Origin of the sequence: Curtobacterium sp. MCSS17_006, from assembly GCF_003234215.1 — a bacterium.
Taxonomy (GTDB): domain Bacteria; phylum Actinomycetota; class Actinomycetes; order Actinomycetales; family Microbacteriaceae; genus Curtobacterium; species Curtobacterium flaccumfaciens.
In genome coordinates this window covers 94,757-107,814 of record NZ_QKSO01000012.1, presented here as the reverse complement: position 1 = coordinate 107,814, position 13,058 = coordinate 94,757, and the positions used below count along the sequence as shown (strand labels likewise).

Here is a 13,058-nt window from a genome sequence, read left to right as displayed (position 1 = left end):
CCCACGGGTGAACCACGGCACCCCCGAGGCCCACGAGGCTCCGGGGGTGCTGTGACGTCCGGAGGACACCGTCAATCCGTCGTCACCGTCGCCCCGCCGTGGGCGATGCGGACCCGTGCGGTCCCCCAGGTGTTGTGCCGGACGGCGAACCGGTTGTCCGCGTCCCCGAAGCGGACCGCGACAGCCAAGGCGTGCGGCGTGGACTCGAAGTGGTTCCGCGTGATCGCGCCGTGGTTCGCCCCGGCACGGACGTTCACCCCGATACCGGCGCCACCGACGCCCACGATGCGGTTCGCGCGGATGGTGACGGCTTCGTTCGAGTGCGCGAGACAGACGGCGTTCTCGACGCTCGCTTCGATCCGGTTGCGAACGACGACCATCCCCCGTGTCAGTTTGAGCAGGATGCCGGCCTCGCCGGAGGACCCCCCACCGCCGGTCAGGACGTTACCCGAGACCACCCCCGTCGCGCGCGGTCGGGTGGATCCCACGGTCGTCCCGGCACCGCTCACGACGATCGCGGAGCCCGGTGCGAGCCCGGGCGACCTGGTCACCGTGTTGTCCGCGATCACCAGCCCGATCGGCGCCACGCTGGTCTGTTCCCGATCAGCGGGGTCCTTCGACGGGACGGCGGCGATGCCGACTCGGCACCCGCTCACGACGTTGCCACGGATCTCGATGTCCTCACCGGCGTGCGTGTCGATGCCCTCCCAAGCGGGGACACCCGCGATCCGGTTCCCCGCCACCCTGACACGAGCCGATCGACGGGCCTCCGACGTGGCGTACCGGGCATCCCTGGTCAGCGTGATGCCGTAGGAATTGACGCGACGCCCAGGCTGCCGGACGTCTCGCACCGTGTTGCCGTCGATGGCCCCGTCGACGACTCCGACCCCGACGATGCCGGCGTACCCCAGGCGCTCCATCGTCGTCCCGGTGATCTCGAAGCGGTCGCAGTACTCCAGGTGCACACCGTCGTGCGGGATGTCCCGGAAGTGTCCGCGTCGCACCGTGATCCCGTGCAACGGACCACCCCGGAGTCCCATCACCGCGATCCCGTGTCCGAGACCCCCACTGTCGGCACCGACTCCCGTGATCACGGCATCGACGATCTCGACGTCGGACGCCTGCACCAGGACCGCGCTCGCCTCGGTCACCATGCGGATGGCACCCGCGCCGGTGAACCGCAGCAGGAGCGGATGCCGGACGACGAGGCTCCGCGAACGCGTCCAGGCACGGTCGACCACGTACTCCCCTCCGGGGCGCACAGCGTCCAGTGCCGCCTGCAGCAGGTCGCCGTCCACGTCGTCCGCCGCTTCGGTCGACCCGGGGCGCCGCCCGAGGACCACGGTCGCCGCCAGCCCGACTCCGCCGAGCACAGCAGCGACCAGCACTCGACGCCGGCCGTGTTCCCCCGGCCGTCCCCGGTCACCCATACGCCCCCCGTCAAGCCGATCCCTCGGCCGGTCAGGCGCAACTCTACGGACCTCTCGCTGCGCTGTCCAGGCAGTGGTATTCCAGAATGCAGGGCCATCTCGTATTTCGCATCATCGCGTCCCTTGTGCGCTCTGAGCCCTGATATGTTGCGTGCAATCCGGGTCGACCGGTCGCGGACGGCGCCGCCCATCCGCCCTCAGAGACGAGAGAGAGACATCGATGACGACACACCCCCGCAGGGCCGCAGTCCGCGCCGCGACCGGCCTGACGGTCCTGGCGATCGCTGCGACCGCCGGACTCTCCCCGGCCGCTGCCGCAGAGACGGACGAGTCGGAGCTGACCGTGGTCGGCCCGCTCATCACCGAGACCTCGGCGTTCGCCGGCGATCCGTCGACCCCGACGTTCAGCGCACCCTCGGCAGCCACGGCCGGGTCAGAGGTCCCAGCGAACCGGGCCAGCACCTTGGCAGCTGCACGAGCCTCCGCAGTGCGGTGGTCCATCCCGGCACCCGGAGCGGTCACCACCGTGCGTCCCCTCTCCGACCCGGATCTCTGCCTGACTGCCGGGACCGCGTCGATCACGAGCTACTCGCCGGTCACGCTCGAGACGTGCGTCGACGGTGACGCCAAGCAGCGGTTCCGCACCGCAGCGAACACCGGCTCGAACAACCCGATCGGTACCGGCCTGCAGTCGACCTACAACCGGGGGTTCCTCGGCCTGTTCAACACCGATCGCGTGATGCGGCTCCAGTCGCAGAACGTGGCCGACCGGCTCCCCAACACCGAGGACTTCACGCCGTCGTTCTCCGCTCGCATCGACTCGACCGACGTCTCGACCAGGAGCGCCCAGATCTCCGGGACGGGCACACCGGGGGCCACGGTCCTCATCGACGACCGCAACCGGCGGGACGTCGGATCCGACGGCCGCTGGACCGCCCGCGTCACCAACCTCCCGCTCGGCACGAGCACGCTGTCGCTCGAGCAGTACGAGGGGACGGAGCGGACCGGCTCGACCGCACTCGAGATCACGCTGACGGCGGCACCCCTGACCTTCGAGGCGGTCTTCGACCCCGACGACCTGACCGCCCCGGTCTCGGCGAGCGGCACCGCGCAGGCCGACGCCGAGGTCCGGCTCTTCGACAGCGCCGGCGCACAACTGGGCGAGACCGTCACGGCCGAGACCGACGGCACCTGGGAGACCACCATCCCGGCCCCGGGTGCCGGCGGCGTGCTCCGTGTCACGGCCGCCCAGTTCATCGACGGCGCTCGGGACACCGCGAACGAGGTCACTCGAGATGTCGACTACGGCGCGGCCGTCGTCGTCTCCTCCCCCGAGGACGGTTCGGCCCACACTGGGGGCTCCGTTGCGATGTCCGGTACCGGTACGCCGGGTTCCACCATCCGCGTGGTCGAGGTGACCGCCGAGGGCGAGCGGCTCGTGGGCCGCAGCGCCGAGGGGGTCCTGCCCAGCGGCCGTTGGTTCGTCGACACGGATGCCCTCGACCGGGCCGAGCACGTCCTGCGGGTCGTCCAGGGTTCGAAGGGTGCCAACACCACCAGCGCCGAGGTCACGATCAACCCGGGCGAGTCCGGCCGACTCACGCAGGTCCGCGTCACCGATCCGGAGACCGTCACGCCCGGTGTGGTGAACCGGATCGCCGGGACCGGCGAACCCGGTGCCAGCTACCGTGTCCTGAACGCCTCGGGCACCCAGATCGTGCCCGGCACGCTCAAGGTCGACGGCGAGGGCAACTGGTCCTTCGAACGCGTGGTCACCAGCGGCGCGACGAAGTTCGAGTTCGTCATCGAACAGACGAAGGGCGAGCAGGGACCCGAGCGATCCGAGCTCTTCAGCCTCGCCACCAACGACGGCTTCGCGCCGATCGAACTCACGACCCGTGCCGTCGACCCCGGATCGGCGAACACCTTCGAGGGCACCGGTCCCGCCGGGGCCACCCTGACGGTGCTGAACGCGTCGGGCACCCAGATCGTGCCCGACACCGTGACGGTCAGCCCCGAAGGTGACTGGAGCTTCGAGCGGGTGGTTTCGCGCGGGGCCACGAAGTTCGACTTCAAGCTCGCGGTGTCGGTTTCGGGATCCGAGTACACGACCTCGCTCTTCACCGTGTACGCGAACACCCGCTGACGCGCCCCTGACGCAACGATGCCCCGGACCGATCGGTCCGGGGCATCGTCGTGCGGCGGCGGGTCAGCGCGGCCCGCGGTACAGCACGATCTGCGTGTTCCGCTGCGGACGTGACCCCGCCTTGAGCGAGATCGCCGCACCACTCGCGGTGGCAGCGAAGACCCGCGCCCCGGGCCGGTTGATGAGTTGGTCGGCCAACGCCGACTCGAGTTCGCGCACCCGGTCGCGCAGCGCCCTGTTCTCGTTCTCCAGGTCGAGCACACGCCGGATGCCCTCCAGCGACACGCCCTCGGAACCGAGGCGCGCGATCTCGCGTAGCTGCACCACGTCGCGCATCGAGTAGCGTCGCGACCCGCCCCGGGTGCGACCCGGCACGACCAGGCCGAGCCGGTCGTACTGCCGCAGCGTCTGCGGGTGCATCTCAGCGAGCTCCGCAGCAACCGCGATCGCGAAGACGGGCGAGTTCTCGTCCATGTCGGTCATGGCGCGTTCCTTTCCGTCGTCCGCGTGGGGTGAAAACCAGCCTGGAGGCTCAGCGAGCGTCCGCCGGGAAGCCGCGCCGAGCCTCCAGGCTGGGTCTACTGCATGCAGTACGCGACGCTAGTCGCGCGCTTTGGCGAGGAGGTCCTCGCGGGGGTTCTCGTCGGGCAGCGCAGCCGCGAGCGCCTCGACGGCCTCGCGTTGCTTCTCCGACAGGTGCGACGGCACCGCGACCTGGACGGTCGCGAGCAGGTCGCCCGTGCCGTTCTTCGTCGTGACGCCGCGGCCCTTGACGCGCAGGACGCGACCTGACGGCGTGCCGGGGGCGACCTTGAGCTTCACGGGCGAGCCGCCGAGCGTCGGGACCTCGATCGTCGCGCCGAGCGCCGCCTCGGTGAACGTCACCGGGACGTCCACGCGCAGGTTGAGCCCGTCGCGTTCGAAGACCGGGTGCTTCCGCACCGACACGGCGACCACCAGGTCACCGGCCTCGCCGCCGTCCGGCGAGGGCTCGCCGCGACCGCGGAGTCGGATCTTCTGACCGTCGGCGACGCCCGCGGGGATGCGGACGTTCACCGGTCGGCCGTTGCCCTGCGACAACTTGACGGTGTCGCCGGTGATCGCCGTGGTGAAGTCGAGGGTCGTCGACGCCGTGACGTCGCGGCCCTTCGTCGGCCCACCGAAGCCGCGGTAGCCGCCGGAGGTCTGACCGAAGCCACCACCGCCGCCGAACATGCCGCCGAGGATGTCCTCGAAGCCGCCGGCGCCGCCCGGGCCGCCCTGGCCGAAGCGGACACGCTGTCCGCCACCGCCCTGCTGCCCGAACATCCCGCCGAAGACGTCCTCGAACCCGCCTTGGCCCCCGCCGCCCGCTGTGAAGCGGGCGCCGGAGCCCATGGCACGGACCTGGTCGTACTCCTGGCGCTGCTCCTTGTCGGAGAGCACCGAGTACGCCTCGCTGATCTCCTTGAAGCGGTTCTCGGCGGCGGCGTCACCCGGGTTGGAGTCCGGGTGGAACTGCCGCGCGAGCTTCCGGTACGTCTTCTTCAGCTCGGCGTCGGAGGCGTCCTTGGACACGCCGAGGACCTTGTAGAAGTCCTTGTCGAACCAATCCTGACTGGCCATGGATCACCTGCCTTCTTCTGTCGTCACCGTGGGGGCCCGGCTCAGGCCGGGACCGCCACCGCGACCTTGGCCGCGCGGAGGACGCGCTCACCGAGCTTGTATCCCGGCTCGACGACGTCCGCGACGGTCTGTCCGGTGGCACCCGGGGTGGGGAGCTGGACGATCGCCTCGTGGATGTTCGGGTCGAACGCCTCGCCCTTCTCGCCGATCTGCACGAGCTTGAACTTCTCGAAGCCCCCGCGGATCTTCTGGCCGATGACCTGCATCGGGCCCTCCGTGAGGTCACCGTGGGCCTCGGCCCGCGTGAGGTCGTCGAGCGCCGGCAGCAGTGCCCGCACCACTTCGGCGATGGCGACCTCGCGGTTGGCCTCACGGTCACGCTCGACGCGCTTCCGGAAGTTCACCAGCTCGGCCTGCGCACGGAGCATGTCCGCACGCATCTCGGCGACGAGGTCGCGGTCCTCGGTGCTCAGCTTGTCCTCGGCGATGCCGCGGGCGGCGTCGGCGAGCAGGGCTTCGTCCTCCGGGGAGAGGTCGTTCGCCGCATCGGCAGCCGGGCCCCCGGCGGCGGGGCCGTCCGTCGGTACTTCGACGTCGGGCCCCTCCGCCTCGATGAGGTCCTCGGGGTCGGCCGCGTTCGTGGCGTCGCCCTCGACCTGGGGCTCGTCCTCGTGGGGCGCGTTGTCCTTGGGATCCGTCATCGTTACTTCTTGTCCTTGTCGTCCTCGTCGTCCACGACCTCGGCGTCGACGATGTCCTCGTCGTCGGCCGGCTGCTCACCCGCGGGCTGCTCGCCACCGGCGGCGCCGGCTGCTGCGTCCTGCTGGCTGTAGATGGCCTGGCCGAGCTTGCCCTGCGACTCGTTGAGCTTGTCGAAGGCGCTCTTCACGGCGTCGTCGTCCTCGCCCGCGAGTGCGGACTTGAGCGCGTCGACATCGGCCTGCACCTCGGACTTGACGTCCGCGGGGAGCTTCTCGTCGTTCTCCTTGATCAGCTTCTCGATCGAGTAGACGAGCTGCTCGGCCTGGTTGCGACGCTCGTTGGCCTCGCGACGGGCCTTGTCCTCGGCGGCGTGCTCCTCGGCCTCGCGGACCATGCGCTCGATGTCCTCCTTCGGCAGCGACGAGCCGCCGGAGATGACCATCGACTGCTCCTTGCCGGTGCCCTTGTCCTTGGCGGACACGTGCACGATGCCGTTCGCGTCGATGTCGAAGGTGACCTCGACCTGCGGCACGCCACGGGGAGCCGGCGCGATGCCGGTGAGCTCGAAGGTGCCGAGCGGCTTGTTGTCGCGGGTGAACTCGCGCTCGCCCTGGAAGACCTGGATCGCGACCGACGGCTGGTTGTCGTCAGCGGTCGTGAAGGTCTCGCTCCGCTTGGTCGGGATCGCGGTGTTGCGGTCGATGAGCTTCGTCATCAGGCCACCCTTGGTCTCGATGCCGAGCGACAGCGGCGTGACGTCGATGAGCAGGACGTCCTTGCGCTCGCCCTTCAGCACGCCGGCCTGCAGCGCGGCACCGACGGCGACGACCTCGTCCGGGTTGACGCCCTGGTTCGGGGACTTGCCACCGGTCAGCGACTTGACGACCTCGGCCACGGCGGGCATGCGGGTCGAGCCGCCGACGAGCACCACGTGGGCGATGTCGTTGACCGAGACACCGGCTTCCTTGATGACGTCGTTGAACGGCTTCTTGGTGCGGTCGAGCAGGTCGGAGGTCATCTGTTCGAACTGCGCGCGCGAGATGGTCTCGTCCAGGTTCAGCGGGCCCTCGGCGGTGAGCGTCAGGTAGGGGAGCTGGATGTTCGCCGACATCTGCGACGACAGTTCCTTCTTGGCCTGCTCAGCCGCTTCCTTCAGGCGCTGCTTGGCGATCTTGTCCGTGGACAGGTCGACGCCGTGCTCGTCCTTGAACTTCTTGACCAGGTAGTCGACGATGCGCTGGTCCCAGTCGTCGCCACCGAGGCGGTTGTCACCGGAGGTCGCGCGGACCTGGATCGTCGAGAAGTCGTCGTCCTTGCCCACCTCGAGCAGGGAGACGTCGAACGTGCCACCACCGAGGTCGAAGACCAGGATGAGCTCGTCTTCCTTGCCCTTGTCGAGGCCGTAGGCCAGAGCGGCCGCGGTCGGCTCGTTGATGATGCGGAGGACGTTGAGGCCGGCGATCTCACCGGCGTCCTTCGTGGCCTGACGCTCGGCGTCGTTGAAGTACGCCGGCACGGTGATGACCGCGTCGGTGACGTCTTCGCCGAGGTACTGCTCGGCGTCGCGCTTGAGCTTGCCGAGGGTGCGAGCCGAGATCTCCTGCGGCGTGTACTTCTTGCCGTCGATCTCGGTGGTCCAGTCGGTGCCGACGTGACGCTTGACCGACGCGATGGTGCGGTCGACGTTCGTCACGGCCTGGCGCTTGGCGGTCTCGCCGACCAGGACCTCGCCGTCCTTGGTGAACGCCACGATCGACGGCGTCGTGCGCATGCCCTCGGCGTTGGCGATGACGGTGGGCTCGCCACCTTCGAGAACGGAGACGACGGAGTTGGTGGTTCCGAGGTCGATGCCTACTGCACGTCCCATGTGTTGCTCCTCTTGCTTGGGGGTAAGTCGTTGGACTTGCGTCCGATGCACTCAACTCTACTCCTGAGTGGAGGCGCGTCAACTTTGAGCACGGGAACTTGCGCCGGTCACACTCAACTCTCAGGGGCGGTCACGCTGGTAGGGCGTGCGTATGTTGGTATTTCACGTGATATTCTGAATACACATGCGCGGCGAGCCGTTCGGTGAGCGCGCGTGCTTCCCTTCCCGAACAGCCGCGTTCTGCGGCCTGTCCTGAAAGATGCACATGTCTCACAAGAAGAGGGCGTCAACTGCCCTCAAGTCCATGGGTGCGGCCGGACTGGCCGCAGCCACCATCGTCAGCGGCCTGTCCTTCGGTGCCGCCCCCACGGCAGCCGCGGAAGCTCCGGCCTACAGCCGCGCGCCCGTCGACCGGTCGACCGTCAAGTTCGCTTTTCCAGTTGGAAGTGGTGCCGCGTTCACCGATAGCACCCTCTACTACTCGGCTTCGAGCCTCGATGAGGCAAACCGGCGAGCAGCGACTCTTAGGGTTGAGCGCTCAGGCAGCGACGGCAAGTTCTGGCTCCGATGGATGAGCGGCGATCTCAGCGGGTACTGCGTTTCGACCGGTGTGCAAGCCAATGACATGACGATCAGTCGGAGTCTATCGAAAACCTGCGGCGTTAATGACCTGTGGAGCGTGGATGCAAGCAATCGACTCGTCCTCTCGGCTAAGCCGAATGTCTACATGGGTAAAGCAGCTGTCCGCGGTCTGTACAACTATATTTTCGTCGGGTTCACTTCGGGGGCCGACGCTGCTGTGATCCCCGGACTGAACGACGTACGTGCGTTGCAAGCGGTAGTTGTCAAGACTCACAATCTGGCCCGCAGCGCAGAAATTTCCGGCACAGCAACACCGGGCGCAACTGTCAAGGTTGGGACACAAACAGTCTCGGCCGATCCCGACAACGGCTCCTGGTCGATGACCATTCGGGACCTGAAAGCAGGGGACACCACCTTGCACGTCGTTCAGGAAATTAAGGATTCCGAAATCGACGCAAAAGACCTCAAAGTAACGATCGTCGACGGCGGCGGCCTCTTCGGCATCGACCAGGGACCGGTCGAGCTCGAGCGTGGCGAGAGCACTTCGGTGCCGTTCGTCGTCGAGAACCGTGTGGCCCGCACGGACACGAAGGGCACCGTCACGCTCACTGCCCCCGACGGCGCGACCTTCTCCGAGCAGGACACCGTCCAGGGGTCGTGGCGCCGCGTCGGCAACACCGCGTGGAACGCATCCACCTCGATCCCGCTGACCAACGGCACCCTGTCGAACGACGACACGACCATCACGTTCGACGCCGACTGGGCCTCCGAACGCCCGGCTGATCAGCAGTACCGCTTCATGGTCGATGTCACCGCTGCCGATGACGCTCCCGCCGGTTCCGACGCGATGGACTTCTCCATGCCCGGCACCAGCAGCAAGGGTGACTTCCTGGCCGAGGGCAAGACGACGACCACGATCGAGACCGCGATCATCGACCTCGTCGCGCGGATCACCTCCGTCGATCACGCGGCGAAGACCGCGGTGATCTCGGGCACGGCGACGCCGGGCGCGAAGGTCACGATCGGCGAGAAGAGCGTCGACGCCGATGCCGAGACCGGTGCGTGGAGCATCACGGTCGAGGACCTGGAGACCGGCAAGAACACGCTGCACGTCGTGCAGACCATCGACAGCGAGGACCACGACTCCAAGGACGTCGACGTCACCATCAACGACGCTGCGATCACGGGGCAGGACGGCGCTGCTGTCACGCTCGAACGCGACGGCGTCACCTCGGTCGAGTCCCTGTTCAAGACCAACAGCGTCATCAGCCACCCGAGCGGCACGGTGGAGTTCACCGCTCCAGCCGGCACCACCTTCGCCGAGGGTCAGAACACCATCATGGGTGGTGCCAAGAAGCCGGGCGGCGAGTGGGACAACACCTACCTGCGCCTGACCGACGGCAAGCGATCCGAGGACGGGACGAAGTACACCTACACGTTCCGGACGGCTTCGTACTTCCGTGAGCCGGCCGACACCCTGTTCAAGTGGAACATCGACGTCGTCACCCCGGCAGACGCCGAGGCCGAGACGTCCCCGATGACCACCAAGCTCGTCGGCACGGCGACCGAGGGTGCGTTCAACACCACCAGCAGCACGGCAACCACGATCGAGGCAGGCTCGTCCGAACTCGCACCGATCACGCTGACCGGTCCGGCATCGGTCACCCCGGGTCGCTCGAACACCTTCACGGGCAAGGCTGAGCCCGGCGCGAGCTACCGCGTGCTGAACGTCTCCGGCACGCAGATCGTCCCCGGCACGTTCGAGGTCGACGGCGAGGGCAACTGGACGTTCGACCGCGTCGTCTCCAACGGCGCATCGAACTTCCGCTTCGTGATCGAACAGACCAAGAACGGCCAGACCGCCAAGTCCGAGCTCTTCACGGTCGACGCCACCGCGCTGGCCCCGATCACGCTGTCCGGACCGGCTGCGGTCCGCCCCGGTGTCTCGAACACCTTCACGGGCAAGGCCGAGCCCGGCGCGACCTTCCGCGTGCTGAACACCTCCGGCACCCAGATCGTCCCCGGCACGTTCGACGTCGACGGTGAAGGCAACTGGACGTTCGACCGTGTCGTGTCCAACGGCGCATCGAACTTCCGGTTCGTGATCGAGCAGACCAAGAACGGCCAGACCGCCAAGTCCGAGCTCTTCACGGTCAACGCCGCGGCGCTCACCCCGGTGACCGTCACCACCCCGGAGCGCGTCACCCCGGGTCGCTCGAACACGTTCACCGGCACCGGTGAGCCCGGCGCGACCTTCCGCGTGCTGAACGTCTCCGGCACGCAGATCGTCCCCGGCACGTTCGAGGTCGACGGCGAGGGCAACTGGACGTTCGACCGTGTCGTGTCCAACGGCGCATCGAACTTCCGGTTCGTGATCGAGCAGAGCAAGAACGGCCAGACCGAGAAGTCCGAGCTGTTCACGATCGAGGCCGCCGGCCTCGCTCCGGTGACCGTCGCGAACCGCTCCGTCACCCCCGGTGTCGTGAACACCTTCACCGGCACCGGTGAGCCCGGCGCGAGCTACCGCGTGCTGAACATCACCGGCACGCAGATCGTCCCCGGCACCTTCGAGGTCGACGCCCAGGGCAACTGGACCTTCGACCGCGCGGTCTCCCGCGGCGCGACCGAGTTCCGCTTCGCGCTCGAGCAGACCAAGAACGGCCGGACGGAGCTCAGCGAGCTCTTCACCCTGCCGGCCGACACCAAGTAGCACCCTGGCCCCTCCCGCTCCCTCGGCGGGAGGGGCCTTCCCCCTTCTTCCGCACGGCGTCACCGCCGCACGAACTCCTCGGAGAGGAAACCCGATGAACACCACGATCCGCCGCGGTCTCGCCGCAGCATCCATCGCCCTCGTCGCCGCGCTCGGCGTCACGGCGTGCAGCTCGTCCGACGCGAAGGACCCCGCCCCGACCGCCTCGAGCACCGCGAAGGCGGCGCAGACCACCTACAACGAGTGCATCGACGGGGCTGTGCAGCTCTGGGACGACGACGAGGACTCGGACAAGACGATCACGACCGAGGACTGCGCCGCGGCGAACCTCATCAGCTCGGACCGCACCTACGACCTCGGCACGATCGACACCATCACGGTCGAGGCGAGCAACGCCACGATCTCGGTCTCCTCGACGAAGAAGGTCTTCTTCAGCGGGTCGAACAACACCCTGACCTACAAGGGCGAGGCACCCAAGGTCGACGACCAGGGCAAGGGGAACACCATCGCCGCAGCCGGCTGAGGCCACCGCGGACAACCGCACCGGGAAGGGGACGGGAGTGTTCTCCCGTCCCCTTCTGCGCGCCGTATTGTTCTTTCAGATGTGATGTTTTACACTGGTCCAGCAACCCGACCGGAGGCTCCTCTTGAACTACCTCGCCGTCATCCGCGCCCTCCTCTCGGGCTGGTGGATCATCGCCGGTGCAACGCTCCTCGGAGCCGGTGCATCCCTCGTCGTCACGAGCATCACCCCGCCCACCTACGAGGCTTCGACCTCGTACTACGTCTCGGTCGCCGGCCAGACCTCGGCGACCGCGGGCGAGATCGCACAGGGGTCGACCGCCGCGCAGCAGAAGATCAAGTCGTACATGCAGCTCGCGGCCTCCCCCCGCGTGCTGCAGGGCGTCATCGACCAGCTCGACCTCGACGTCACCCCCGCTGCCCTCGCCTCCCAGGTCACCACCTCGGTGGACGCCGGCACCGTGATCATCCGGATCAGCGTGCAGGACGGGTCGGCCAAGGCGGCGGCCACGATCGCTGAACAGATCGGCAAGAGCCTCGCCACGGTGGTGCAGGAGATCGAGCCCGCAGGCGCCGACCAGGCACCGTCCGTCAGGCTCGAAGAGGTCACGCCGGCGTCCCGACCGCTGAGCCCGATCGCCCCGCGGAAGGCCGCCGACCTCGCGCTCGGTCTGCTCGGCGGTCTCGCAGCGGGCGCGGCACTCGCGCTGCTCCGCGCTGCGGTCGACACGCGGATCCGCTCCGGCGAGGACCTGGACGGCGACGTGCCCGTCGTCGGCGACATCGCGTTCGACGCCGACGCAGCGCGGCACCCGCTGATCATCCGCGACGAGGTGAACTCGGCACGGTCCGAGGCCTTCCGCAGCCTCCGCACGAACATCCAGTTCCTCCGGACCAGCGGCGCACCGACCATCGCGGTGACCAGCGCCAGGCCGTCCGAGGGCAAGACGACCACGACCGCCAACCTCGCGATCGCCCTGAGCAAGAGCGGCATGCGGACCGTCATCATCGATGCCGACCTCCGTCGCCCCAACGTCGCCGCGGTGATGAGCCTCGAGGGCGCCGTCGGGCTCACCGACCTGCTCGTCGGCCGGGTCGAACTCGAGGACGTCCTGCAGGACTGGGGCGTCGACGGTCTCGCAGTCCTGCCCGCCGGCACGATCCCGCCGAACCCCAGCGAACTCATCGGGTCCGAGGCGATGGCTCGTGTCCTCGGCGAGCTGGCGTCTCGGTTCGACGTCGTCCTGGTGGACACCCCGCCGGTCCTCGCGGTCACCGACTCGGCACTCGTCAGCACGCTCGTGTCGACGACCCTGCTGGTCACCGCCGCCAACCAGACAAGGCGTTCCGACGTCCGACTCGCCATCGAGGCACTGGCGCGCGTCGGCCAGCAGGTCGACGGCATCGTCCTCACCAAGACCAAGCACAAGGCATCCCGGAGCGCGTACTACCGCTCCGAGTACAAGAGCGCTCGCCCTTCTGACCGATGACAAG

The 13,058-nt window shown here is 68.3% G+C and carries 9 protein-coding genes; 4 read left to right on the top strand and 5 right to left on the bottom strand.

What is annotated here, in order from left to right:
* Positions 1–71: 71 nt before the first annotated feature.
* Positions 72–1,430, bottom strand: a complete 1,359-nt coding sequence (locus DEJ21_RS12680; protein WP_111224805.1) for a right-handed parallel beta-helix repeat-containing protein — start codon at positions 1,428–1,430, stop codon at positions 72–74.
* A 220-nt stretch (positions 1,431–1,650) separates the two neighbouring features.
* Here DEJ21_RS12680 and DEJ21_RS12675 point away from each other — a divergent pair, with 220 nt between their 5' ends.
* The gene (locus DEJ21_RS12675; RefSeq protein ID WP_111224804.1) at positions 1,651–3,576 is read left to right on the top strand and encodes a hypothetical protein; all 1,926 of its coding nucleotides are present in this window, start codon (positions 1,651–1,653) and stop codon (positions 3,574–3,576) included.
* A gap of 63 nt (positions 3,577–3,639) precedes the next feature.
* On the opposite strand, the gene DEJ21_RS12670 is transcribed toward DEJ21_RS12675, so the two are convergent.
* The 4 genes from DEJ21_RS12670 to dnaK form a co-directional block, all read right to left on the bottom strand.
* The gene (locus DEJ21_RS12670; RefSeq protein WP_111039442.1) at positions 3,640–4,050 is read right to left on the bottom strand and encodes a heat shock protein transcriptional repressor HspR; all 411 of its coding nucleotides are present in this window, start codon (positions 4,048–4,050) and stop codon (positions 3,640–3,642) included.
* 126 nt (positions 4,051–4,176) lie between these two features.
* On the bottom strand, positions 4,177–5,181 hold the full coding sequence (locus tag DEJ21_RS12665) for a DnaJ C-terminal domain-containing protein (RefSeq protein WP_111224803.1): 1,005 nt from the start codon (positions 5,179–5,181) through the stop codon (positions 4,177–4,179).
* 41 nt (positions 5,182–5,222) lie between these two features.
* A complete protein-coding gene (locus tag DEJ21_RS18480) occupies positions 5,223–5,882 on the bottom strand; it encodes a nucleotide exchange factor GrpE (protein WP_111224802.1) in 660 nt (219 codons plus the stop codon).
* A gap of 2 nt (positions 5,883–5,884) precedes the next feature.
* Positions 5,885–7,750, bottom strand: coding sequence for a molecular chaperone DnaK (gene dnaK, locus DEJ21_RS12655; protein ID WP_111224801.1), 1,866 nt, complete (start codon positions 7,748–7,750; stop codon positions 5,885–5,887).
* Between the two features lie 997 nt (positions 7,751–8,747).
* On the opposite strand from dnaK, the gene DEJ21_RS12650 reads away from it, so the two are divergent.
* The 3 genes from DEJ21_RS12650 to DEJ21_RS12640 all read left to right on the top strand — a co-directional run bounded on the left by DEJ21_RS12650 (position 8,748) and on the right by DEJ21_RS12640 (position 13,054).
* A complete protein-coding gene (locus tag DEJ21_RS12650; protein WP_181435870.1) occupies positions 8,748–11,042 on the top strand; it encodes a hypothetical protein in 2,295 nt (764 codons plus the stop codon).
* Positions 11,043–11,136: 94 nt separating this feature from the next.
* A complete protein-coding gene (locus tag DEJ21_RS12645) occupies positions 11,137–11,565 on the top strand; it encodes a DUF3060 domain-containing protein (RefSeq protein WP_111224799.1) in 429 nt (142 codons plus the stop codon).
* A 124-nt stretch (positions 11,566–11,689) separates the two neighbouring features.
* Positions 11,690–13,054 (top strand): polysaccharide biosynthesis tyrosine autokinase, encoded by a 1,365-nt coding sequence (locus tag DEJ21_RS12640; RefSeq protein ID WP_111224798.1) that lies wholly within the window; start codon positions 11,690–11,692, stop codon positions 13,052–13,054.
* Positions 13,055–13,058 lie beyond the last annotated feature (4 nt).

Excerpts from the sequence above, each read along its gene's own strand:
- DEJ21_RS12680 (WP_111224805.1), bottom strand. The coding sequence starts at position 1,430 with ATGGGTGACCGGGGACGGCCGGGGGAACACGGCCGGCGTCGAGTGCTG.
- DEJ21_RS12675 (WP_111224804.1), top strand. The coding sequence starts at position 1,651 with ATGACGACACACCCCCGCAGGGCCGCAGTCCGCGCCGCGACCGGCCTG.
- DEJ21_RS12670 (WP_111039442.1), bottom strand. The coding sequence starts at position 4,050 with ATGGACGAGAACTCGCCCGTCTTCGCGATCGCGGTTGCTGCGGAGCTC.
- DEJ21_RS12665 (WP_111224803.1), bottom strand. The coding sequence starts at position 5,181 with ATGGCCAGTCAGGATTGGTTCGACAAGGACTTCTACAAGGTCCTCGGC.
- DEJ21_RS18480 (WP_111224802.1), bottom strand. The coding sequence starts at position 5,882 with ATGACGGATCCCAAGGACAACGCGCCCCACGAGGACGAGCCCCAGGTC.
- dnaK (WP_111224801.1), bottom strand. The coding sequence starts at position 7,750 with ATGGGACGTGCAGTAGGCATCGACCTCGGAACCACCAACTCCGTCGTC.
- DEJ21_RS12645 (WP_111224799.1), top strand. The coding sequence starts at position 11,137 with ATGAACACCACGATCCGCCGCGGTCTCGCCGCAGCATCCATCGCCCTC.